The following is a 21,529-nucleotide window of genomic DNA, read 5'->3' as shown; positions in this document are numbered from 1 at the left end:
TTTTTTTTTGCAGGATAAAGCTGATTGAATCATGAATCAATAAGGGAAGGAGGTGCAGGGATTGATTATTATTGACGGTTTAAAAGAATTTAGAGCTGCTGCAGAAAGAGCTGAAGCGGAGGCAGCTATCATGCATGGCAAACTTATTATCAAACATACAAGGCCGCATTTGATCCTCTTTTTCTAAGCATATATAAATTAGACCGGGAACAGATCCAGCACATCATACAGGAGATTGATTTTAAAGATTTGCTCCTTCGTTCTGAGAAGGGGCGTTCCAACTTTCAGCTGGAACAGGCAGAGAAGCTATTAACAGAATGCTGCTTGTATTTTGGCTTTACAGAGAAGTTTTCTGTATATATGCTCACAGGCTTGGGTTTCAGCGATGGAGCTGCTCCTCCGTCAAAAGATCTTTATATCTTTCTTGGACTTGTGCCTGGAAGAAAGAGATCCAAGTATTCTGATTCCCCATGAATTCAGCCATATGGCCCGTTTTTACCGCTTAAGGGAAAAAGAGGACTTTGCTGGTCTGACTGTAAAACAGCTGCTGATTGCTGAAGGACTGGCTGTGTGGACTTCCCTTCAAATATCCGGGCGGACGGAGGATGAAAGATGGCTGCCGAATGCGTTAATGATGTGCCAAAAACATTACCAATTCCTTCAATTGAAAATAGGAGGGCTGCATGAAGAAATATATAAAGACCTTGAGGCCCCACTGGATGGCAGGATGGTTGAAAAATACTTCACTGGCACAGAAACTGATGGAAGGCTGGGCTATTTTGCCGGAGCTATAATCATCAAAAGACTCATGGAGAGCGGAATGAGCCTTAAGGATTTGACCTTTATGGAGACAGATAAAATTCTTAAGATCTGGAATTCTCTTAGAAAGCATACATAGTATTGAAGGAAAGCAGGATGAAACAGCGAATATCTTATATAAGATAGAATGGGAGATGAGAAAATGGCGGGGAAAGAACCGATGAATGATGCGGTTGATCATATGAAGAAAATTGAGGGAATGCCGGACGCAGCCGATGTGCGCAGTCTTCCAAAGCCAATCAAAATAATAAAATATGTCATCATCGGCTTTTTCCTTATTTCAATTGCTGCCGTCATCATCATGTCCTTCTTTAACTAAGAAATAGCAGCAGAGAGAGGGTAGGAAGAAGGAATGAATATGATTGAAGAGCATATCTCTCTGGAAAGATTGAATGAAGAAGATATATCCGGGCTGATTGAGCTATCAGCTTCTGTCGGCTGGGATTATGAAAGGGAAGAAATACTGACGTTACTGAATTCCGGCACCGTACTAGGACATAAAACGATCGATGGAAAGCTGGTTTCCTGCTCTGCACTCATACCTTATAACACACACCTGGCATGGCTGGGAATGGTGATAGTTGATCCCCGCGCAAGAGGGGAGGGCCTTGCAAAAGAGGCGGTCCGAAGCTGTTTGGAAGCAGCGGATGAAGGAACATCCATTTTGCTTGTCAGCACAGAAGAAGGAAGGCCGCTTTATCTAAGGCTGGGCTTTACTGAAGTGGACACCATCCAGAAATATCTTTGCAGGGAATACATGCCTTCTTCCCCTGTTGAAAAAGGGAGAGTATCGTACATAAAAAGGTTCACACCAGATTTTTTTGAAAGTGTTGTAGAGTTTGATAGAGCCGCTTTCGGGGATGGAAGAACAGTGTTCCTGAAAAATAGGATCGCACAGGCAAAAGAATGCCTTCTTTCTTTCAATGGAGATGGAAGGCTTACAGGCTATGGACTTTCCATTCAGGGACCAGTCAATCTGATTATTGGACCCATTGCTGCTGAGAATACTGAAACAGCAATATGTTTACTGGACCAGCTTGCATCCGGCCATAATGGGCAGCTGAGGATAGATGTGCCATCAGGACAGGAAGGCTTTGCCGCATTCATTAAGGACAGCGGATTTGAGCTTTCAGCCGTTCCTCCAATTATGATCTTCAATGGAGATGATATGCCTGTAAGAGACGGCCGTTTATTTGCCTTGGCAGCACAGGCATTTGGTTGAGTTTTTTTGAGTTGTGCCTGCACCATTCCCTTTATTAGAACAATGGGAATATGCGATCATAAGTAAGTTAAAAAAGGTGGAGAGCCTTATGCAGCTCTCCACCTTTGCTATTATTTATTTTTTCCCGATTAACCGGATCGATTTTTGCCCGCTGTGGGGATGTGAAGAAGCAGCGAAAAGCTGGCTTAAATACAGACCTTCCAGCTCTGTGCAGGTCATTTCCACGAGTTCTTTTTTATCCTGGAATTGTGTAATTGCCATTAATTTATTGAGAATAAGGTTTCTGCGAGATTCTTCCTTCGTCATCATCAAAATGCTCATCCCCTTCAATTATCTGCTATGGCCAAAGAATATGATAAAAGATGTTATGTACAACTATAATCCCTATATATCCGATTTGTCAAGTTGGTATTAAATTGCTCTTAAGAAAAGAAGGAATATGCCAGTCTTTCATTGAAGAGGAAAGGAATGAAAGGAGAGTGAATCAATGGACTTGCAAACAGCACCTATAGTGACTGAAAGGCTAGTCATACGCCCGTTCGAGCTTTCTGATTATGAAAATTGGTATAAGGGCTTCACTGATAGAAATCCTTCATTTTATAAGTATGATGAAGGAAGGCCGGTCAGTATGGAGCATAACACCAGGGAGTGGTTTGAAAAGTGGATCAGAGGTTTTTCGGAAGCAGCTGCGAGGGATCAGATGACAAATCTCGGCATCTTTAGAAAAAAAGATCACCTTAACGTTGGTAAAGTCGAGCTGTTCACCATCCTGAGGATGGACTATCAGTGGGGGATGATGGGCTACTCCCTTCATAACCAATTCTGGAAAAAAGGCTATGGAACAGAAGCAGTGTCAGCAGCAGCCAAAGCTTTTCATGAAAAACTTGGCTTCCATCGCCTCGAGCTGCATATAAACACCGATAACCGCCCATCCATCACTCTTGCCGAAAGAAGCGGCTTCCACTATGAAGGCACAAGGAAGAAATTTGCCTTAGAGAATGGAGAATGGAAGGACTTTCTCATTTATGTAAGGCATTTATAATATGTGCCTGGCACTGCAAAAAGTTAAAATGGCGTAAAGTGTCCATCTGAGGTGCCTGACACGTTATTTTTTTCTGTTGAGATAGATGGCCATGGAGAGGTAAATGGTGATCAATGCGATTAAAAAAACTGGTGTGGATATTGGGTTTGGTTCCATTAGGTGCACCCCGTACTTTTACTTTAAGTCTTTTATTTGCGGGTGGAAGAAGCACAGAAGGATAATGATTAAGGGCAAGGATAAGGCTAGTGCCAGCTTTGGCTTTTTGCTGTGAAGCCTGACCATTGAGAAAAGGATGACATTGAATACTCCAGACCATAAGACATTCCATCCGTTATCGTATATAAAAAGCCCTTTTTTGTAAAAGACATATTCGATTGTCGTAAAGTAGGCGATCCAAACAGCTATATAAGGAAAACTCTTTTTGCCTTTAGGAAAAAACCGAAGGTAAATCATTAACACAATCGGCAGTACGAAAAAAGTGAAAGCCAATTCAATCAGTGTATGGTTAAGCCAGTCAACCGTTACTGCATGATAACTCCACAGCGTATGATTATAGAAAAGGAAATTGTACAAAAGATTGCAGATGATGAAGTACTGGATGGTTGGATAGAATTCATTCCAGCGCTCCCAGTCGACCAGATAGACAGCAAATAAAATATAAACAAGAATAACCAGTAAAAGGTACATATGATTAGCCTCTCCTAATAGTAGTAAACATTATATCCACTAAAGGAACCACTCAATCAGAAAAGCCAAAGTTCTCACAATCCAGCATGATTTTTACATGCTTAAAAAAGGGGGATAATATGCCACATCATATAAGAGTCAGGGCAGGTGCCGTCATCATGGAAAAAGATTCGATCCTGCTGATTGAATTCAATGACGAAAACGGCCTTCATTATAATCTGCCGGCCGGAGGCGCCGAACCGGGAGAAACGGTCAGGGAAGCTGCCGTGAGGGAAGCAAAGGAAGAGGCATCAGTGGATGTTGAAGCAGGTCCGCTTGCATTTGTTTACGAGTATGCACCGCACAAAGCTGAATGCAGGTTCGGTGAAACACACTCACTCTGCCTCATGTTTGAATGCTTATTAAAAAAAGGGTCACAAGCTAAATTGCCGGAAAATCCAGATCCGCACCAAACGGGAGTAAGGTGGGTAAAGCTATCAGAGCTTCACAAAATCATTCTTTATCCAAATATAAAGGAACATTTACTGGAATACGCCAATAATAAAAGGAATCTGGAGCTTATAGAGGAACATAAGCTCAGGGATTATTCGGCAGATTCTTCTGGGAATAGATTGGAGGAGAATATTCATAAAGCGAAGAAGGAAACAACATTATTATTGTGATTAAGGCTGAGGGGAATCAAGGCGGCTTTGAACTGCCTTCTTAAAATTCAGGATAAACCTGAGGGCTGCAGTGGAATTTACTTTTCAGCATCCCCCTATTTTTTCCGATTCCAGCCGGAAAGGATCCATAGCCGCTTTTCGGTGTCAAACAGGAAATCCAGGATGAAAAACAAAAATGAACAGATGATGACCGAACCCCTTAGCAGTGGATCCTTTTGTGCAAAAAGAAAGGCTAGAACGGTAAAGGCAGCATAAATGAAAGCTGACAATAATGCCTGGAATGCTATTTTTTCTTTGAATGGCTGGTCTATAAAGAGCGTCATATCACCAGGATGCAGAGGCTCCTAATATGGAAGAAAACAGAAGAACCTAAAGGCAGGGGCCTTTATCTGCTCAAATGGGCATTAGGCTGGGGAATATTGGTCGGCTTCACTGTTTTCTCCGGCTTTGCTGATTTCAGAGAAAACGAAGATTTATGGGGAGAATGCTTTTTTTATATGGGTGCCAATATGCTGGCCGGATTAGCTGCGGGCTGGCTTACTTGGCGGAATAATCAAAATGAAACCAGGAAAATAAATATGATCAATGAGGGCTGCTCCTAATTGGAGCGGCCTTTTTTATGAGACAAAAACAATGACAGGGTAATAACATAAAAAGCAGGCGGCCGAATATTTAGGGAAAGTCCTCAAAAGCTATTGGAACCGGCCAAAGAAAATGCAGTATGTCCACTTTCTAACAGCATATGTTTTTTACAGCTATATGGAAATAATATCAGCGGGTTCAGGTCATATTAACGATGTAAAACGTTTTACAAGGGGGCGGATCTTGATGCAACAATCAGAGATTCAAATGGAGAAGCTGCTCTGACAAAACATAGCAGCAAGGCATCAGGGAAAGAAATACTCTATGGACCATTATTTCCAGCAGCCAATCGTACATAAGCAGATCAATGGGGAAATGGTGTATGTCCCATTGAACCTGGACAGAATTTGGAATCAGCCGGGCTAGGGGCTGAATGAAAAGGAGGTTTTGCATATGAAGGATGGAGCGGTATCTATATTCGCCCTCGGCGGTGTGAATGAAATTGGCAAGAATATGTATGTTCTTGAATCCGGTGACGATATTGTAGTCATTGACTGCGGCGGTAAATTCCCGGATGAAAGCCTGATGGGCATCGATTTAATCATCCCGGACATTACTTATCTTCAGGAAAACCGTGCAAAGATAAAAGGGCTGATTATCACGCATGGACATGAAGACCATATTGGAGGCATAGGGTATTTCCTTAAAAGGGTGAATGTCCCTGTATATGGAACAAGGTTTACGCTTGGCCTTATTGAGCTGAAATTATCAGAGCACGGTATTCTCGCTGATACTGAACTTATACAAATTGACTCTGACACAGTATTGGAGCTCGGGAGCATCAGGGCAAGCTTTTTCAAGGTCAACCACAGCATTCCGGACTGCCTCGGAATTGCTTTTGATACACCGGAAGGACTGATCATTCATACAGGAGATTTCAAGTTCGACCTGACACCTATGAATGAGCAGTATGCAGATATCCATAAGATGGCAGAGTTAGGGACCAGAGGCGTGCTGGCTCTTCTTTCGGAAAGTACAAATGCGGAAAGGACAGGGTTTTCCCCGTCGGAACGGATTGTCGGTGACCATATCCTGGAGGCCTTCATCAAGGCACCGCGCAAGGTTATTATTTCTACTTTTGCTTCGAATGTGAACAGGGTTCAGCAGGTGGCGGATGCCTGCTTTAAGACAGGCCGCAAGCTCGCCCTCCTGGGCAGGAGCATGATCAATGTAGTCGGCGTCGCAATGGAGCGCGGCTACCTGACTATTCCGGACGGCATGCTGATCCAGGGAGCTGATATAGATGGGCTTCCGCCTGAAAAAGTATGCATTCTGTGCACAGGGAGCCAAGGAGAGCCTATGGCCGCTCTTGCCCGCTTGTCGACGAATAATTTCAGGGATGCCGAAGTTCTGCCGGGCGATACGGTCATCCTTGCAGCAGGTCCTATACCCGGGAATGAACGTGGTGTGACCAAGATAATTGACAATCTTTATATGCTTGGCGCAAATGTCATATACGGCTCTGGCAGTTCAACCGGAATGCATGTTTCAGGCCACGGCTATCAGGAGGATCTCAAGCTGATGCTCACTCTGATGAAGCCTAAGTATTTCATTCCAATACACGGTGAATACAGAATGCTTCACCATCACAGGCTGCTGGCTGAGTCTGCAGGTGTAGAAGAGGGACATACATTTATTGTGAAAAACGGGGATGTGGTGGATATTGAAGATGGCACGGCCCGCCAGACCAGGGAGGTGCCAGCAGGAAATACCCTCATTGACGGAATGGGAGTGGGAGATGTAGGCGAGGTTGTCCTTCGCGACCGGAAGCAGCTGTCAGAGGACGGTATGCTCGTCATTGTCTTTACTATCAGCAAAAAGGAAAGGAAGATTGTATCTGGACCCGATACCATATCGAGGGGCTTTGTCTACACCCGTGAGTCCGAAGATCTTCTGCGCAAAGTGAACAGTATCGTCAAAAGCACGGTTAATGATCTGAGGCAGGAGAATTATTATCAAAGAAATTCAACAAAGCAGAAGATCAAGAAGGCAGTCGGGCAATATTTATTCTCCGAAACGAAACGTAAGCCGATGATCCTGCCGATCATTATCGAAATATAAAAAGCCCAAGTTTCAAGGTTGTGCCTTCCTGCATATATTGCCCATATGCTCAAGCAGGGAGGCTGATTCATGAGGATCGAAAAGCTGAAAACCTATTATGGCTATGATCTGCTGATTGACCTGGTGCTATACAAAAGGTGCTTAAGCTGTGAGTCCTGGTTTCCATTCGAAGATGAAATGGGTTTTTGCCGTTCTTGCATCCGTAAGGCACACAGATCGTGTAAGTAAACACTTTTTCATTGAAGGAAGGATCTGGTTGAGCAATAATTTGTTTGAAGCAATGGATGAAGAGACTAAGAAAGAAGTCAGCACCGCAATAGCAGGCCTATCATTCACAAAAAATTTCCGGTCCCCTACTGCTGAGGAATGGTATGTGTTCCTGCCGGGATATCAGGATCCGCAAACGGGAGGAGCAGCAGGGAAGGCAATCATCCATTATAATATATACGATACACAGCATTTTAACATCAATACGACGATTATTTGGGATGATCCGGCACTTTGCATAGCAGGCAGGCATAAGTTTGTGTACGCTGTCAGTGATGAAATTGTCAATCGTCTTGTAGGCTATGCCGATACACTGCTTTCTGTCCATTCAGGTGAAAATTCATATAATGCAGAATACAGGCAATAGGGGAAATCACAATATGAATTCCCCTTTTTTGTTTTTAATAATAATATTATGTAAACTGGTTCTGTGATTTTTCAGTTTGCTATTCTTGTAAAAATCACCTGTCCCAATGGGCAGGTATTTTTAGAGCGGATGGCAGCTTAGTCGAAAGGTTCCCAATAGAAGCATTTACTTGTGCCTGTGTCAAAAACAGGCAGCCCCTCAGGTCTGCTCCGCAAATATTGGCATCCCTTAAATCAGCCCCAAGCAAATCGCATTTACGCAAATCGGCATTCTGCAGATTTCCTGCTATCAGAAGCGCCCCTCGCAGGCTGGCCCCTCTGAGATCTTCCCCTTTTAAAGAGGCACCGATAAAATCACTGCTTTTTTTCAATTTGGATATTAACTTAGGGGATCTGTTATGAGGGACATTTTTCCTATATAGTTCACTGCTTTTGTTCAGCAATTCACTGACCATGCTTCTATGCGCATAAACATCAAGGCTTGTAATGGACTTAGCTTCCAGCAGTGTCAGCGCCTCAATTGTATTAATGGCAGATTGCAGTTCACGTTTAATGGAAAGTGTTTCCTGAAGGCTGTGTGCCTCTGTCAGATACAGCAGCATTTCATGGAGCTGCTGCATGATAGGGAATACCTCGAACATCTCGTTTGCCAAGTCAGGATATTTCCGCCAGTCTTTGCCTCCATAAGTGAGCTGCGAGACTTTTTGCCCGGCTCCGAAACACTCATATACCGTGCAGCCTTTAAATCCTTTATCTCTTAGTGTTTCATGCGTCCTGCAGAGGAAGTTATCCTGCAGATTCGGACAAGGAGCACCGCTGCTTTTATCTATGGCAAAATCCGCAGTCTTTGCAAACGGCAGAGCCACGCAGCAAAGGCCGAAGCAGCTACCGCAATCAGAAGAAAGGTCTTTGTATGGGTTGTTTGGTTCAGTTAATTGAGCAGACAAAACGTACACTTCCTTTAAGCTATTATATAGGGAATTATAACATGATACCAGGCAGCAGAGTGGATGATTTTTACAAATGAAATATTTAGAGAATACCCAGCTGTTGACATTATCAGAGAAGCATCTTAAAATTATCTCGAATTAAGGATAAATGCCGGAAGGTTAAATATCCTAAAAATAGGGGAAATCAGAGATAGACAATACAATTAATCAATTTTTGGAAGGTGATTGGAATGGAACATATTTTTCGAAAGGGTGCGAATCCGGATAAACCGACTCTTTTGCTCCTGCACGGAACCGGGGGAAATGAGAGAGATTTGATTCCGCTGTCAGTAATCATAGATGAAGAAGCCTCTGTTCTGAGTGTAAGGGGTAATGTACTGGAAAATGGGATGCCGCGTTTCTTCAAGAGATTGTCAGAAGGGGTATTTGATGAAGAAGATCTTGTGTTCCGCACGAATGAATTGAATGAATTCCTGAATGAGGCAGCTGCCAAATATGAGTTTGACCGCGGCAATATCTTTGCGGTCGGTTATTCGAATGGCGCCAATATAGCTGCCAGTTTATTATTCCACTATAAAGATGCCTTAAAAGGTGCGATCCTTCACCATCCGATGGTGCCTAGAAGGGGTGTTGAACTGCCTGACCTGACAGGTACCTCCGTCTTCATTGCCGCCGGTAAAAACGATCCGATCTGCCCATCTGCAGAATCAGAAGAACTTACATCTCTTCTGGAGGATGCCAATGCTGATGTGGAGCTGCACTGGGAGAATTATGGACATCAGCTGACATCTCAGGAGGCAGAGGCTGCGGCAGAATGGTATAAGAGCAAAGTAAAATAAAAGATTATGATTACTTAACAGGTGCTGGCCATTTTTATGGTCAGCCTTTTTCTTGGTAAATCTATATATAGTAAGGGGAATTATGGTAAAATAGTGAAAACCATAGGGGGAGTATTCATGTTTCATCTGGATTTGGATGCTGAAATTTCACTCAGGCTTTATCAGCAGGAGGATGCTGAAGAACTTTTTAATCTGACAATCGAGTCAAAGGAATATTTAAAAGAATGGCTGGGATGGCTGGATTATACCAAGACAGCAGAAGATTCAGCAGATTTTATTCAATCTTCTCTCAGTGCGTATGAGAAGAATGGAAATCACCCCCAGGCTGCGGCCATCATTTACAAGGGGAAGATTGCCGGTACGATTGGTTTCAATGAAATCAGCGGGATTCACAAAATCGGCGTTATAGGCTACTGGCTTGGTGAGAAGTATCAGGGAAAAGGAATCATGAACAGAGCTTTTTCAGCCCTTATAGAATATGGATTCTCAGAAGCAGGCCTGAACCGGATTGAAGTAAGGGCTGCTGCCGGCAATATGAAAAGCCGGGCATTGCCAAAACGGCACGGTTTCACGGAAGAAGGCATTATACGGGATGCAGAATGGCTCTATGATCATTATGTAGACCATATAGTATACGGTCTCCTGAAAAAAGAGTATGCAAGCAGAGAAACAGATGATATTTTACATAGCAGAACTATTTAGAGCCGCCCTAAGCGGTTCTTTTTTTATAAAAAATTATGCAGAAGTATATTTCTGAATATATTGTTTTATCAGAATTTGCTATACTATTTTAGGAAACCGGTTTCAATAAAAAGAAAGGGGCAGTGAAAATGATACATAAAGAATTGAAGGCTTTTCCGCAGAATTTCCTTTGGGGGGCTGCTTCTGCAGCCTATCAGGTAGAAGGTGCCTGGAATGAAGATGGCAAAGGTCTTTCCAATTGGGATAAATTTGTCCGGATTCCCGGCAAGACATTTAAAGGGACGACTGGCGATGTGGCAGTAGGCCATTACCGGCACTTTAAAGAAGATGTGCAGCTGATGGCTCAAATGGGATTGAAGGCATACCGTTTTTCAGTTGCCTGGACTAGAATCTTTCCTGAAGGAAAGGGCAAAGTGAATGAAAAGGGCATCGAATTTTATGATTCACTGATTAATGAGCTGATCAAACATGATATTGAACCCATCGTTACTCTTTATCACTGGGATCTGCCGCAGGCACTGCAGGAGGAATACGGCGGCTGGGAATCCCGGGGGATCATTGAAGACTTCACGGCTTACAGTACAGAGCTGTTCAGGCGTTTCGGCGATAAGGTCAAATATTGGGTCAGCCTGAATGAGCAGAATATTTTCACGATGTTTGGTTACCGTAATGCCATGCATCCGCCTGGAATCAAGGATGACAAGCTTTTTTACCAGGTGAATCACCATGCCAACCTGGCCAATGCCAGTGTTATAAAAGCATTTCGTAATCTTGTGCCGGAAGGGAAAATTGGACCCAGCTTTGCGTACACGCCTTCTTACCCGCGTTCTCCTGAACCAAAGGATATCATTGCCAGTGAAAACGCAGAAGAGCTGAACAGCCACTGGTGGATGGATGTCTACGCATGGGGCAAGTACCCGAAAACAGCCTGGAACTATTTAGAGAATGAAGGGCTCGCCCCTGTAGTGGAAGCGGGGGACTGGGAGCTTTTGCAGGCAGGTAAGCCTGACTTTATGGGACTGAATTATTATCAGACAGCAACCTTTGAAGCGAATCCGCTGGAAGGCGGCACAGCAGAAGGTGAAATGAATACTACCGGCAAAAAAGGGACCACTAAAGCCTCAGGTATTCCTGGCTTATATAGAACGGCTGACAACCCGTCCCTGGAAAAAACGAACTGGGACTGGACAATTGATCCGCAAGGGCTGCGTGTAGCACTCCGCCGGATCACAAGCAGATACCAGCTTCCTGTATTAATCAGTGAGAATGGACTGGGAGAGTTCGACAAGCTTGAAGAAGATGGCACGGTGAATGATGAATATCGGATTGCTTTTATCCGCTCTCATATCCAGTCCATGCAGGAAGCCATTTCCGATGGAGTGGAGCTGCTTGGCTATTGCGTCTGGTCATTTACTGACCTGCTGAGCTGGCTGAACGGATTCCAGAAACGTTATGGGTTTGTATATGTCAATCAGCATGAAGAAGGGGAGCATGACCTTCAAAGAACTAAAAAGAAGAGTTTTTATTGGTATAGCGAAGTAATAAAAAGCAATGGAGAAACATTATAGGCCAACTAATAAAAAGAGGGCGTTATGCTCTCTTTTTATTTTGGAAAACGGTTTCTATTTAGAGGGTAAAACACTTGATTACTGCAGAATAATAGAGTGATTTTAAAAAAAATCAAGGAAATATCATTATTTTAATCTAATTTTCCGAAAAATAATTAACTAAATTTTCTAAAATATAGTTGATTTCTGAAATACAGGCTCTTATAATAACAAATGAAAGCGGTTTCCGCAGAAAACGGAAACCGGTTTCCATACTTATTAAAGTTAAACAGGTTCTGGAATTCTTTTGCAGGGGGTGGCTGAAGGCAGAATTAGGCAGGTTCTCAAAAGGATGGTTCAAATTACTTAACAATAATGGGGGAGATTCACTTGAAATGGAATAGCCTAAAAAAAATAGCGGCATTCGGAGCATCATCAGTTCTTGCATTATCGCTTGCAGCATGCAGCGGCGAGGAAACTTCATCCGGAGGATCAGATGGCGGCGGCGACGTAACCTTGAGCTTCTGGACTTTCGGAGCAACCAATTATGAGGAGCTTGCAAAGAAATATACAGAAGAAAATCCGAATGTCAAAATCAAAGTGAAATCATCAGAGACCGCAGATCACCATGATGCCTTATTTACTGCATTGTCAGCCGGCAGCGGTGCGCCAGACATCGCTATGCTGGAAATTGACCAGTTTGACCGGTTCAAGGCTGCCCAGGACCGATTTGAAAATTTATATGATTTAGGTGCCAAGGATGTTCAGGACCAGTATCTGGATTGGAAATGGAAGGGCGGGGAGAATGCGGATGGAGACTTCCTGTTCGGCATGCCGACCGATATCGGACCAAAGGCCTTGTATTATCGTGTTGACCTATTCGAGGAAGCCGGTCTTCCGACAGAGCCTGCCGAGGTTGAGTCACTCATCAATTCGCCAGAAGCTTTCCAGGAAGCTGGCCAGCAATTGAAGGAAAAGACAGGAAAGCCATTTGTCGACAGCATCGAAATGGCCTACCGTGCATATTTGGATGCAGCAGAAAGTACTTATCTGAATCCTGATGGAGAGCTTCTTCTTGAAGAAGATGGAAATGCTGTCAAGGAAGCTTATGATTATGCGGTTAAGCTCAATGAATTAGGCATTGTAGGAAAGTATGACATGTGGTCTCCAGAATGGTCCAACGCAGTCAATAAAGGCGAATTTGCAGCAGAGCTTGGAGCTGGCTGGCTGAAGGGCTGGATGGAAGGCAATGCGCCGGATGCAGTAGGCAAGTGGAGAGTAGCCACACTGCCGAAGGAATTCGCTGCAAACTGGGGCGGTTCTTATATAGCTGTACCGAAGGAAACCAAAAATGCACAGGCGGCTTATGACTTCATCGAGTGGCTTGTTGCGCCTGAACAGCAGCTTGAATCTTTCCAGAGCAAAGGCCTCTTCCCATCTGCACCATCTGTTTATGACATGGATGACTTCAAATCCAATGAAGATGAATTCTTCGGCGGCCAGGTAACTTCGTCAGTATTTGCAAACGCTGCCCAGGATATCGAAGGTGCTGTATTTAAAGGCGAAAAATACTTCCCGGTTCATCAGGAGGTTGTAAATGCCCTGAAGAATGTCCAGAATGGCAAAGATCCTGAAAAAGAATGGAAAGCTGCCATCAAACGGGCAAAAGACTTATTAGGAAGATAAGGTATTAAAGGGGAAATGGCTTTGAGCCATTTCCTGATTTATGCATAGAAAAGAGGCGGAAACATGCAAACAGCTGCCAAAGAAAGCAAGGCGAGTACAGCCCGCATGAGTGGAACAAAGAAGCGTCTGTCTGAATCAAAGAAAGATATGATATCCGGCTATTTATATATAGCACCTTTTTTTATCATTTTTGCCATCATCGGCCTTTATCCGGCCCTATTCAGCTTGTACCTGGCTTTTCAGAAATGGAACGGGCTAAGCCCAATGACGTTTGCCGGCCTGAATAACTTCAAGATAGTACTGGAAGATCCGCTTTTTTGGAAATCGGTTTACAATACGATTGTGATGGGGCTTTTAGGAACAGCGCCCCAGCTGATTGTCGGAATCATCCTGGCCTTTCTGCTCAATCTCACGTTCATCCGGTTTAAAAATTTTTTCCGGGTAACGATTTTTATGCCTTACATCACCTCCATGGTGGCAGTGGCCCTGATCTTCAGCGTCCTCTTCAGCAATCATGAAACCTCGCTGGCCAACTATGTATTGGGCCTTTTCGGCTTTGATCCGGTCAACTGGGGAGCTTCCGAATGGGGAACAAAAATCGCGATTTCCATTATGGTTTTCTGGAGATGGGTCGGCTATAATACGATCATTTTCCTGGCGGGGATCCAAAGTATTCCGAACGACTTGTACGAGGCGGCAACAATCGATGGAGCAAGCAAAACGCAGCAGCTGTTTTACATTACACTTCCGCTGCTGAAGCCTTTCATTCTCCTGACTGTCTTCTTCTCTACTGTCGGTGCGCTCCAGCTGTTCTCAGAGCCTACTGTATTCCTTGGTGCCGGGGCATTTTCGAGGGATGAAGCAATGACGATTGTTATGTATTTGTACCGGGATGCGTTCAAGCTTCAATCATTTGGCACAGCATCTGCAACAGCCATCATTCTGCTTGTCATCATCGCTGCTTTTGCAACCATCAATACTATGCTGACATCCGGATATGGTCGGGGCAAAAGGAGGGCAACAAAATGAGCATGAACACTGCCAAAAAGAAACCCAGAAAAGGGAATCTGCCGATCTACTTGTTTCTGGGCATTGCTTCTTTAGTCTCCCTTTTCCCTTTTTACTGGATGTTTGTAATGGCGACAAGTCCAAGCTCTGCATACAACACCATTCCGCCTACTTTAACACCTGGGAATCTGCTGGTGGACAATTTCAAGAAAGTACTGAGCAATATTGATTTTTTCAACGCTATGTGGAATTCCTTTATCATTTGTGTTGTAGTTACGCTCGTGGTTTTGGCCATCAGTTCGCTGGCCGGTTTCGCATTTGCTAAATTCAAGTTTCCCGGGAAGAATATTCTATTCATTTCAATCCTGGTAACAATGATTATTCCGCCGCAGCTCGGCCTGATCCCCCAATATTTCCTGATTTCCAAAGCTGGACTTCTGGATACGCTTCCCGGGGTGATGCTCCTGTTCTTCCTGAATCCTCTGGGGATATTCCTTATGAGGCAATATGTGAACGAAGCTGTGCCGGATGAATTAATAGAAGCTGCCAAGCTGGATGGCTGCTCAAACTTCAGGATATACAGAAGCATTGTCCTGCCGATCATCCTGCCTGCATTTGCAACTCTTGGAATCATTGTGTTTACTGCAGTATGGGGCGAGTTCCTCTGGCAGTTCACGGTGCTCAGGGATCCGGAGATGTATACCATCCAGGTAGCGCTCGCTAATCTCAGCAACACACATAATATTGATTTTGGGATGATCATGTCAGGTGTATTCTGGGCTACGGTGCCCCTATTGGTCATATTCCTGATGTTTAACAAGCTTTTCATTTCCAGCATTACAGAAGGCTCTGTAAAATAATCGGAGCTTTCTTATCTGGAGATTGAAACGGAAGGAAACAGCTAGTAATCTAGTAATATAGAACATAATTTGGAAGCAGAAGGGATTCTCATGAGCCTAACGATAAAGAATATTGCGGAAATTGCGGGCGTCTCTGCCGCAACCGTTTCAAAGGTCATTAATAATTACGGAGGCATCAGCGAAAGAACAAAGAAAAAGGTTATGGATGTTATCCTTGAGATGGATTATGAACCAAATTTTTCAGCACGGTCGCTTGCCACAAAAAAATCCAATCTTATTGGCCTGATTTATGCCGGCAAGATCAATGTTGACATGACCCACCCTTATTTCAACGAAGTCATTTCTTCTTTTAAAAAGAATATCGGCATGCTGGGCTATGATATCCTCATGTTCTCCAACGAAAACTTCCGGCAGGACAATGGGAGCTATATGGCAAGATGCAAACATTTCAATGTGGATGGCTGTCTCGTTATTGCGGGAGAAGAAGTGGAGGAAGCGGTACATGAGCTCGCTAAGGCTGATTTTCCATGCATCGGAATCGACATTGAACTGTCCGGCCCGAAATCAGCCTTTGTCATGACTGATAACGTGAATCTTTCCCGAAAGGTCATTGAGCATCTTTACCTCAATTCGGTCAGGGATGTTGGTTTCATCGGAGGAATGAAGGGATCTGTCATTTCCAATTTGCGGAAGAAGGGTTTCCTGGAGGCTATGAACCAGTTCGGCCTGGAAATCAGGGAAGACTGGATTCAATACGGAGATTATCATGAAGACAGCGGCTATGAGTGCATGAAAAGGATCCTTGAAGGGAAAAGGAAGCCTGAAGCTGTTTTTGCAGCCTCCGATTTAATGGCGCTCGGAGCACTAAGGGCCATCAAGGAAGCGGGTCTTACCGTTCCAGAAGATATCAGGGTGATTGGCTGCGATGATATTGCCGCCTGCCGCTACAGCGATCCCAAGCTGTCGACTGTGAAACAGGATAAAGAGAAATTCGGGAAACTGTCGGCTTATATGCTGAACGATCTCATCAACGGCAAATCCCAGCCGAGGCCTGCCCTGATTGACTCTGAGCTGATTATCAGGGAATCCTGCGGAACACATCTGTAATAGAAGGAAAATGATCCTTTGGCGGAAGGATATATGGGGGTAGGAGCATTGCGAAATTATGCAGCATTTGATGTAGGGGGCTCATCCATTAAATATGCCTTGATGGATGAATCGGGCAGCATTATAAAAAAGTCATCAATCCCGACTCCAAAGGAAGGTATAGAAGCATTTATTGAAACGATCGGAAAAGCTGTCGAAGAAATCAGCTTTATCAGCCCTGTAGAAGGAATTGCGATGAGCATGCCTGGGGCCGTCGATGTAGTAAGCGGTACTATTCATGGCGCAAGCGCCGTCCCATATGTTCATGGCCCCAATATCCGGGAGCTGGTGGAGAAAAGGACAGGGCTTCCGGCAGAGCTGGAAAATGACGCAAACTGTGCCGGCCTTGCAGAAGGCTGGATCGGTGCTGCAAAGGATGTCCGGGATTATATCTGCATCGTCATCGGGACGGGGATCGGCGGGGCCATTGTACTGGACAAAAAAGTCAGGCATGGAGCGAGCTTCCATGGCGGAGAGTTCGGTTATATGATCATGGAGGATTATTTAGACAAGCCTTTAGGAAGAAGCTGGAGCGATCTTGGTGCCACTGGGGCACTTGTCAATATTGCAGCAGCAAGAAAAGGAATGGATCCTGATACCCTTGATGGCCGGAAAGTGTTTGAGATGGCAGAGGGTGGAGACAAAGAAATCCAGGAAGAAATAGAGCGCTTCTTCAAACGCCTGGCAGTCGGCATTCTGAATCTTCACTATATCATCGATCCTGAAAAGATCCTTATCGGAGGTGCGATATCTGGACGCCATGATTTTTGCGAAAGAATCAATCGAGTCCTATCAAGCATGAAATCGGATATCCACTCGCTCGATGTAAAAGCAGAGGTGTGCCGGTTTGGAAACGACTCCAATCTGATTGGGGCGCTGTACCACTTTTTACAGCGACAGAAAGCGAAAGATAAAGTGTTGGATATAAGATAAAGATTAGTTTCCGGCTAATCTTTATTTTTTCATTTTAAAAAAATCGGCACGGGCAGTTTTTTTGTGAAGCGCTGTGAAAGCGTTTAATATGATAATGAACTGCCAGTATTGCTTAAAGGAGGAAGATTGATGGTGTACCTTGCAGATGAAAAACGCTATAATTCTATGAAATACAATCGGAGCGGACGCTCAGGACTCCGGCTCCCGGCCATTTCCCTTGGGTTGTGGCATAATTTCGGCGGAACAGATACATATGAAAATGGGAGGCAGATGCTCAGGCGTGCATTTGACCTTGGCATCACTCATTTCGACCTGGCTAATAACTACGGTCCTCCAGCAGGCTCGGCTGAAGAAATGTTCGGCAGGATGATGAAGTCCGACTTTGCTCCTTACAGGGATGAAATGATCATTTCAACGAAGGCTGGCTATTATATGTGGCCTGGGCCATATGGGGAGTGGGGAAGCAGGAAGTACCTCATCTCTAGCCTTGATCAGAGCCTAAAGCGGATGGGGCTGGATTATGTGGATATTTTCTACTCTCATCGCCCTGACCCGGATACACCTTTAGAGGAAACAATGGGTGCTTTGGATTCTATTGTAAGGCAGGGAAAAGCTTTATATGTCGGTATCAGCAGCTATTCCGCAGAACAGACAGAAGAAGCAGTGAAAATCATGAACAGGCTCGGGACGCCGCTCGTCATCCACCAGCCAAGCTACTCTATGCTGAACCGCTGGATTGAGGACGGCCTACAGGATGTACTGGAGGAGAATGGTGTGGGATCAATCGCCTTCTGTCCGCTCGCTCAGGGGCTTTTGACGAATAAGTATATCAGCGGGATACCCGAGGACAGCAGGGCTGCCAGCAAGACCGGTGCGCTTCAAGGGGACCAGGTAACAGAGCAGACAATTGAAAAAGTCAGGAAGCTGCATGAACTAGCATCCGAACGCGGACAGAGCCTTGCACAAATGTCTCTTGCTTGGGTCCTTCGCGGTGGGAGAGTAACATCTGCTTTGATCGGTGCAAGCAGGGTTTCACAGATTGAAGAAAATGTCGCTGCACTGAATAATCTGGAATTTACTGCCGAAGAGCTTAACAGCATCGAAGATATACTAAAAAGCTGAATTTTCGGCCGGTTCCTTCTGGAGCCGGCCGTTATAGTTTCCTGAACCTCAAGATATTGTATATTCCTGCTAATAATGCACCTGAAGTGCCGGCAATGAGATCTATCATGGTATCTTTATTTCCGCCGCGCTGCATCGTTTCCGTGATAAGCTGGTCGCCGGCAAACTCATAGATTTCCCAGAGGATGCTGGCTGCAGCAGACAAGGAAAAGCTGAAAAGGAATAAAAGTGAGCGGGAATTTCCTTTTCCCCCGGATAATACCTTAAAGATAAAGACGGCAGCTATGCCCGCAAAGATTCCTTTATAAAGGTGAAGCGTGCTATCCCACCAGGCATATTTGAGATAGAAGCTCTTGATCGACCCCAGATAGATGGAGCAGAATACGAACAAAAAATAGCCGAAGACCAGGGCGGTCGGGAACGGTTTTTTTAATAAAATCAGTAATAAGGGAAGTGCGCTTACGATGATTCCTCCGAGAGCTACCTGCCAGCGGGAGGAATCGTCTTTAAAAAGATAAAAAATACATAAGGCCGCAAAAAAGACCACATAAACAGTTGAAAGAATAACTATAAGCCTATTTTTAGCCGCCATCTACTGAAGATGCTTTGGCGGCTCTGTAGTATGGGATTTTCTCGCCACTTCTGTAAATAGATCCTGCTTAGATGAGTCATTGGGAGGCATAGGTACTGCACTCCCTTTCAGGAGCATAATCATTTGGTTCATTTGCTGCTGAAGCATTTGTAGATCTTTTTTTAATGCAGGCTTTGCTTCTTCCTTCAGCTCGAATCCAATTTGCCCGTTAGGCTCTAATGTTGCCCATTTTACATCCTGCAGGCTGGACACATTGTTCTGCCTGAGTTTCATCTCCAGCTGGTCAACCGTCAATCTAACCTTTTTAAGGCCTTTCTCATCAAGTTTCCCATTGTTGATCAATACTTTTGCTCTTCCGGTAATGAATTTCTCCACTTTATCAAACTTTACCTGTAAAAGCTCCATGACTACCAGGGTTACTACAAGAATTGCTCCCACAATGATTGTTGTCCAAATATTTTTTCCGGCGAGCGGCTGTATCAATAAGGAGCCTATTCCAATCATGATTACAGTCTGGGCAAGTGTCATTTGGGATATTGATTTTCTGCCGGCGATCCTGAGCAGCAGGGTGCCTGCCAATACGATCAATATCGATTTCCATATCCAATTCAAATCCATTTACATCACCCTTCAGAAAAACCTTTTAACATAGTCATCTGCAGTTCAACATGAATATATTCATTCTTGCTGTACAGACGGGCATGTGGCATTCTAAGCGGTATGTTTTTGGGAAAATATGTATTTTTGGCAGAATAACTTCAAATTAATGTAGAATTCTCTCTTTTTTATGTAGAATCATTTCTTTTTATTGTAGAAAAGTTAACAATTTATGTAGAATTCCTCTGCAGAAGCATTTATATGAGTAAAAATTGAAGGGGCATCTTTAAAATGGAACACCAGCAAAATTAAAAAAAAGGAGGGATTCACCCCTCCGGATTAAGCTTTAAATTGGACTGTTTTTCTTTCGTTAATGTGAAGAACAGAATGAACCCGATGAAGGAAGTGGTGAATAAAATGCTTCCCATCGGTACGGCGGATGCTTCATTGATTCCGACAAGAGGGGAAACGAGGCTGCCCAAGAGGAGCGGCATCATGCCAATGACGGCGCTCGCGCTCCCTGCGCGGTGCCCCTGATTTTTCAATGCCAGCGTAAAGGAGCTGGTAAGGATCATACCTATGGACGTCATATAAATGAAGATAGGGATGACCAGCATAAACAGCGGCCCTTTAATGATGGTCATAGTGAGCAATAATGCAGTCGCGCTGACAGCGATGCAGACGGCTGTCCGAAGCAGGGCCCTTTCTGGTACAATGCCGGCGAGGCGGCCGATCAGAAAACTCCCGGTGATGATGGCAATCCCATTGATTCCGAACAGAATGCTGAATACCTGGGGAGAGACGCCGTATATTCCCTGGTAAACAAATGGTGTACCGGATACATAGGCAAAGCTTCCTCCATGTACAAAACCGACAATCAGGGCATATCCAATGAAAGAGCGGTCCTTAAACAAGCCGCCCATGGCCTTGACTGTGCCTCCCAGGCTGCTGGGAATGCGTTTTTCAGCAGGAAGCGTCTCAGGCAGGCGTATGGAAATGATTGTGACGATAGCCAGTCCAAGCGCACATAAAAAGTAAAAAATGGTATGCCAGCTGGCGAATGGCAGTAAAAGGAGTGCGCCGCCGGTCATAGGCGCAATCATCGGAGCGGTAGCATTTATCACCATTAATAAGGAGAAAAACTTCGTCAGCTCTGTACCGCTGAACACATCCCTCACGACTGCCCGCGACAGGACAATGCCCGCTGAAGCGGTTAGCCCCTGAAAAAAACGGGCAGCTACAAAAGTAGTGATATTTGGGGCAAGAGCACAGAATAATGAGGCAATGCTAAAGAGGGAAATCCCTATCAGAAGCGGTTTCCTCCTGCCTTGTGCATCACTGATGGGCCCGACGATCATCTGGCCGGCAGCGAGCCCCATCAGACAGGCGGTCAAGCTGAGCTGTACAAGGGAAGCAGAGGCATCCAGGTCTCTGCCGATATCCGGAAAGCTCGGTAAGTACATATCGATGTTGAACGGCCCTAAGATTCCTAATGAACTAAGGAGAAAAGCCAGGGCAAGCCTTTCTCTCCCTGTTGGATTTTGAAGCATGATCTCAAACCTTTCTTTCCAGCAATCTGCTATTTCTTGCATAAATATGCCTAGTATACGCCAGCAGGGCGGGGTATGTCCAGCAGAGAATGATAGATTGGATTTAATCACTGTAAAAACTAATGAAGATGGTAAAAACGAAGTGAGAATGCGGAGGCTGAATCAAGCCAGGATCCTAAATATAAGAAAAATATAATCTTTAAGAAAGTCATACATAGAGTGCCTATAA

27 protein-coding genes are annotated in these 21,529 nt (G+C 44.5%); 20 read left to right on the top strand and 7 right to left on the bottom strand.

Annotated features, from left to right (window positions below):
* Positions 1–61: 61 nt before the first annotated feature.
* The 4 genes from LCM00_RS24605 to LCM00_RS02985 all read left to right on the top strand — a co-directional run bounded on the left by LCM00_RS24605 (position 62) and on the right by LCM00_RS02985 (position 2,041).
* A complete protein-coding gene (locus LCM00_RS24605) occupies positions 62–187 on the top strand; it encodes a hypothetical protein (protein WP_263623214.1) in 126 nt (41 codons plus the stop codon).
* A 198-nt stretch (positions 188–385) separates the two neighbouring features.
* On the top strand, positions 386–898 hold the full coding sequence (locus tag LCM00_RS02995; RefSeq protein ID WP_224898154.1) for a DUF2268 domain-containing putative Zn-dependent protease: 513 nt from the start codon (positions 386–388) through the stop codon (positions 896–898).
* A gap of 63 nt (positions 899–961) precedes the next feature.
* Positions 962–1,138 carry a hypothetical protein gene (locus LCM00_RS02990; RefSeq protein ID WP_224897710.1) on the top strand — a complete coding sequence of 59 codons (177 nt, stop codon included), beginning with the start codon at positions 962–964 and terminating at the stop codon, positions 1,136–1,138.
* A gap of 33 nt (positions 1,139–1,171) precedes the next feature.
* Positions 1,172–2,041 (top strand): GNAT family N-acetyltransferase, encoded by an 870-nt coding sequence (locus tag LCM00_RS02985; RefSeq protein ID WP_224897708.1) that lies wholly within the window; start codon positions 1,172–1,174, stop codon positions 2,039–2,041.
* Positions 2,042–2,155: 114 nt separating this feature from the next.
* Here LCM00_RS02985 and LCM00_RS02980 read toward each other — a convergent pair whose 3' ends face one another.
* The gene (locus LCM00_RS02980; RefSeq protein ID WP_224897706.1) at positions 2,156–2,353 is read right to left on the bottom strand and encodes a hypothetical protein; all 198 of its coding nucleotides are present in this window, start codon (positions 2,351–2,353) and stop codon (positions 2,156–2,158) included.
* Positions 2,354–2,528: 175 nt separating this feature from the next.
* Here LCM00_RS02980 and LCM00_RS02975 point away from each other — a divergent pair, with 175 nt between their 5' ends.
* A complete protein-coding gene (locus LCM00_RS02975) occupies positions 2,529–3,083 on the top strand; it encodes a GNAT family N-acetyltransferase (protein ID WP_224897704.1) in 555 nt (184 codons plus the stop codon).
* Positions 3,084–3,257: 174 nt separating this feature from the next.
* Here LCM00_RS02975 and LCM00_RS02970 read toward each other — a convergent pair whose 3' ends face one another.
* Positions 3,258–3,770, bottom strand: coding sequence for a CBO0543 family protein (locus LCM00_RS02970; protein ID WP_224897702.1), 513 nt, complete (start codon positions 3,768–3,770; stop codon positions 3,258–3,260).
* 119 nt (positions 3,771–3,889) lie between these two features.
* Here LCM00_RS02970 and LCM00_RS02965 point away from each other — a divergent pair, with 119 nt between their 5' ends.
* Complete coding sequence (locus LCM00_RS02965) at positions 3,890–4,432, top strand: NUDIX domain-containing protein (protein ID WP_224897700.1); 543 nt, start codon at positions 3,890–3,892, stop codon at positions 4,430–4,432.
* Positions 4,433–4,527: 95 nt separating this feature from the next.
* Here LCM00_RS02965 and LCM00_RS02960 read toward each other — a convergent pair whose 3' ends face one another.
* Entirely contained in the window at positions 4,528–4,755 is a 228-nt protein-coding gene (locus tag LCM00_RS02960) for a hypothetical protein (protein ID WP_224897698.1), read from the bottom strand.
* A 9-nt stretch (positions 4,756–4,764) separates the two neighbouring features.
* Here LCM00_RS02960 and LCM00_RS02955 point away from each other — a divergent pair, with 9 nt between their 5' ends.
* From LCM00_RS02955 to LCM00_RS02940, 4 genes are all read left to right on the top strand, one after another.
* Positions 4,765–5,034 carry a hypothetical protein gene (locus LCM00_RS02955; protein WP_224897696.1) on the top strand — a complete coding sequence of 90 codons (270 nt, stop codon included), beginning with the start codon at positions 4,765–4,767 and terminating at the stop codon, positions 5,032–5,034.
* Between the two features lie 433 nt (positions 5,035–5,467).
* Positions 5,468–7,135 (top strand): ribonuclease J, encoded by a 1,668-nt coding sequence (locus tag LCM00_RS02950; RefSeq protein ID WP_224897694.1) that lies wholly within the window; start codon positions 5,468–5,470, stop codon positions 7,133–7,135.
* Positions 7,136–7,204: 69 nt separating this feature from the next.
* Positions 7,205–7,363, top strand: a complete 159-nt coding sequence (locus tag LCM00_RS02945; RefSeq protein ID WP_224897692.1) for a hypothetical protein — start codon at positions 7,205–7,207, stop codon at positions 7,361–7,363.
* A 52-nt stretch (positions 7,364–7,415) separates the two neighbouring features.
* Positions 7,416–7,769: a hypothetical protein gene (locus LCM00_RS02940; RefSeq protein ID WP_224898152.1), complete on the top strand. Its 354-nt coding sequence runs from the start codon at positions 7,416–7,418 to the stop codon at positions 7,767–7,769.
* Between the two features lie 94 nt (positions 7,770–7,863).
* Here LCM00_RS02940 and LCM00_RS02935 read toward each other — a convergent pair whose 3' ends face one another.
* The gene (locus tag LCM00_RS02935) at positions 7,864–8,715 is read right to left on the bottom strand and encodes a pentapeptide repeat-containing protein (protein ID WP_224897690.1); all 852 of its coding nucleotides are present in this window, start codon (positions 8,713–8,715) and stop codon (positions 7,864–7,866) included.
* Positions 8,716–8,948: 233 nt separating this feature from the next.
* Between LCM00_RS02935 and LCM00_RS02930 the strand changes: the two genes are divergently transcribed.
* The 10 genes from LCM00_RS02930 to mgrA all read left to right on the top strand — a co-directional run bounded on the left by LCM00_RS02930 (position 8,949) and on the right by mgrA (position 18,561).
* Positions 8,949–9,557 carry an alpha/beta hydrolase gene (locus LCM00_RS02930; RefSeq protein ID WP_224897688.1) on the top strand — a complete coding sequence of 203 codons (609 nt, stop codon included), beginning with the start codon at positions 8,949–8,951 and terminating at the stop codon, positions 9,555–9,557.
* A gap of 117 nt (positions 9,558–9,674) precedes the next feature.
* Entirely contained in the window at positions 9,675–10,259 is a 585-nt protein-coding gene (locus LCM00_RS02925) for a GNAT family N-acetyltransferase (protein ID WP_224897686.1), read from the top strand.
* Between the two features lie 128 nt (positions 10,260–10,387).
* A complete protein-coding gene (locus LCM00_RS02920) occupies positions 10,388–11,827 on the top strand; it encodes a glycoside hydrolase family 1 protein (RefSeq protein ID WP_224897684.1) in 1,440 nt (479 codons plus the stop codon).
* Positions 11,828–12,006: 179 nt separating this feature from the next.
* The gene (locus LCM00_RS02915) at positions 12,007–12,210 is read left to right on the top strand and encodes a hypothetical protein (protein WP_224897682.1); all 204 of its coding nucleotides are present in this window, start codon (positions 12,007–12,009) and stop codon (positions 12,208–12,210) included.
* The gene (locus LCM00_RS02910) at positions 12,182–13,492 is read left to right on the top strand and encodes an ABC transporter substrate-binding protein (protein WP_224897679.1); all 1,311 of its coding nucleotides are present in this window, start codon (positions 12,182–12,184) and stop codon (positions 13,490–13,492) included. The genes LCM00_RS02915 and LCM00_RS02910 overlap by 29 nt, the downstream gene beginning before the upstream one ends.
* A 63-nt stretch (positions 13,493–13,555) precedes the next feature.
* On the top strand, positions 13,556–14,521 hold the full coding sequence (locus LCM00_RS02905; protein ID WP_224897678.1) for a carbohydrate ABC transporter permease: 966 nt from the start codon (positions 13,556–13,558) through the stop codon (positions 14,519–14,521).
* Entirely contained in the window at positions 14,518–15,360 is an 843-nt protein-coding gene (locus LCM00_RS02900; protein WP_374703140.1) for a carbohydrate ABC transporter permease, read from the top strand. The genes LCM00_RS02905 and LCM00_RS02900 overlap by 4 nt, the downstream gene beginning before the upstream one ends.
* Before the next feature lie 90 nt (positions 15,361–15,450).
* Positions 15,451–16,467 carry a LacI family DNA-binding transcriptional regulator gene (locus LCM00_RS02895; RefSeq protein WP_224897676.1) on the top strand — a complete coding sequence of 339 codons (1,017 nt, stop codon included), beginning with the start codon at positions 15,451–15,453 and terminating at the stop codon, positions 16,465–16,467.
* 18 nt (positions 16,468–16,485) lie between these two features.
* Positions 16,486–17,439: an ROK family protein gene (locus tag LCM00_RS02890; protein WP_224897674.1), complete on the top strand. Its 954-nt coding sequence runs from the start codon at positions 16,486–16,488 to the stop codon at positions 17,437–17,439.
* 129 nt (positions 17,440–17,568) lie between these two features.
* Positions 17,569–18,561: an L-glyceraldehyde 3-phosphate reductase gene (gene mgrA / locus LCM00_RS02885; RefSeq protein WP_224897672.1), complete on the top strand. Its 993-nt coding sequence runs from the start codon at positions 17,569–17,571 to the stop codon at positions 18,559–18,561.
* A 31-nt stretch (positions 18,562–18,592) separates the two neighbouring features.
* Here the strand turns inward: mgrA and LCM00_RS02880 are convergent, their stop codons facing one another.
* The 3 genes from LCM00_RS02880 to LCM00_RS02870 all read right to left on the bottom strand — a co-directional run bounded on the left by LCM00_RS02880 (position 18,593) and on the right by LCM00_RS02870 (position 21,300).
* Entirely contained in the window at positions 18,593–19,153 is a 561-nt protein-coding gene (locus LCM00_RS02880; RefSeq protein ID WP_224897671.1) for a membrane-spanning protein, read from the bottom strand.
* Positions 19,154–19,771, bottom strand: a complete 618-nt coding sequence (locus tag LCM00_RS02875; RefSeq protein ID WP_224897669.1) for a DUF421 domain-containing protein — start codon at positions 19,769–19,771, stop codon at positions 19,154–19,156.
* 305 nt (positions 19,772–20,076) lie between these two features.
* Positions 20,077–21,300: a Bcr/CflA family efflux MFS transporter gene (locus LCM00_RS02870; RefSeq protein ID WP_224897667.1), complete on the bottom strand. Its 1,224-nt coding sequence runs from the start codon at positions 21,298–21,300 to the stop codon at positions 20,077–20,079.
* Positions 21,301–21,529: the final 229 nt, after the last annotated feature.

The organism is Bacillus infantis, from assembly GCF_020171945.1.
GTDB lineage: Bacteria > Bacillota > Bacilli > Bacillales > Cytobacillaceae > Bacillus_AB > Bacillus_AB infantis_A.
Note: the sequence above shows the minus strand (reverse complement) of the source record. Positions and strands in the feature narration are given on the sequence as shown.

Coding starts and splice junctions, on each gene's coding strand:
- LCM00_RS02995 (WP_224898154.1), top strand. CDS start 386: ATGGAGCTGCTCCTCCGTCAAAAGATCTTTATATCTTTCTTGGACTTG.
- LCM00_RS02990 (WP_224897710.1), top strand. CDS start 962: ATGGCGGGGAAAGAACCGATGAATGATGCGGTTGATCATATGAAGAAA.
- LCM00_RS02985 (WP_224897708.1), top strand. CDS start 1,172: ATGAATATGATTGAAGAGCATATCTCTCTGGAAAGATTGAATGAAGAA.
- LCM00_RS02975 (WP_224897704.1), top strand. CDS start 2,529: ATGGACTTGCAAACAGCACCTATAGTGACTGAAAGGCTAGTCATACGC.
- LCM00_RS02970 (WP_224897702.1), bottom strand. CDS start 3,770: ATGTACCTTTTACTGGTTATTCTTGTTTATATTTTATTTGCTGTCTAT.
- LCM00_RS02965 (WP_224897700.1), top strand. CDS start 3,890: ATGCCACATCATATAAGAGTCAGGGCAGGTGCCGTCATCATGGAAAAA.
- LCM00_RS02960 (WP_224897698.1), bottom strand. CDS start 4,755: ATGACGCTCTTTATAGACCAGCCATTCAAAGAAAAAATAGCATTCCAG.
- LCM00_RS02955 (WP_224897696.1), top strand. CDS start 4,765: ATGCAGAGGCTCCTAATATGGAAGAAAACAGAAGAACCTAAAGGCAGG.
- LCM00_RS02950 (WP_224897694.1), top strand. CDS start 5,468: ATGAAGGATGGAGCGGTATCTATATTCGCCCTCGGCGGTGTGAATGAA.
- LCM00_RS02945 (WP_224897692.1), top strand. CDS start 7,205: ATGAGGATCGAAAAGCTGAAAACCTATTATGGCTATGATCTGCTGATT.
- LCM00_RS02940 (WP_224898152.1), top strand. CDS start 7,416: ATGGATGAAGAGACTAAGAAAGAAGTCAGCACCGCAATAGCAGGCCTA.
- LCM00_RS02930 (WP_224897688.1), top strand. CDS start 8,949: ATGGAACATATTTTTCGAAAGGGTGCGAATCCGGATAAACCGACTCTT.
- LCM00_RS02925 (WP_224897686.1), top strand. CDS start 9,675: ATGTTTCATCTGGATTTGGATGCTGAAATTTCACTCAGGCTTTATCAG.
- LCM00_RS02920 (WP_224897684.1), top strand. CDS start 10,388: ATGATACATAAAGAATTGAAGGCTTTTCCGCAGAATTTCCTTTGGGGG.
- LCM00_RS02910 (WP_224897679.1), top strand. CDS start 12,182: ATGGGGGAGATTCACTTGAAATGGAATAGCCTAAAAAAAATAGCGGCA.
- LCM00_RS02905 (WP_224897678.1), top strand. CDS start 13,556: ATGCAAACAGCTGCCAAAGAAAGCAAGGCGAGTACAGCCCGCATGAGT.
- LCM00_RS02900 (WP_374703140.1), top strand. CDS start 14,518: ATGAGCATGAACACTGCCAAAAAGAAACCCAGAAAAGGGAATCTGCCG.
- LCM00_RS02895 (WP_224897676.1), top strand. CDS start 15,451: ATGAGCCTAACGATAAAGAATATTGCGGAAATTGCGGGCGTCTCTGCC.
- mgrA (WP_224897672.1), top strand. CDS start 17,569: ATGGTGTACCTTGCAGATGAAAAACGCTATAATTCTATGAAATACAAT.
- LCM00_RS02880 (WP_224897671.1), bottom strand. CDS start 19,153: ATGGCGGCTAAAAATAGGCTTATAGTTATTCTTTCAACTGTTTATGTG.
- LCM00_RS02875 (WP_224897669.1), bottom strand. CDS start 19,771: ATGGATTTGAATTGGATATGGAAATCGATATTGATCGTATTGGCAGGC.
- LCM00_RS02870 (WP_224897667.1), bottom strand. CDS start 21,300: ATGCTTCAAAATCCAACAGGGAGAGAAAGGCTTGCCCTGGCTTTTCTC.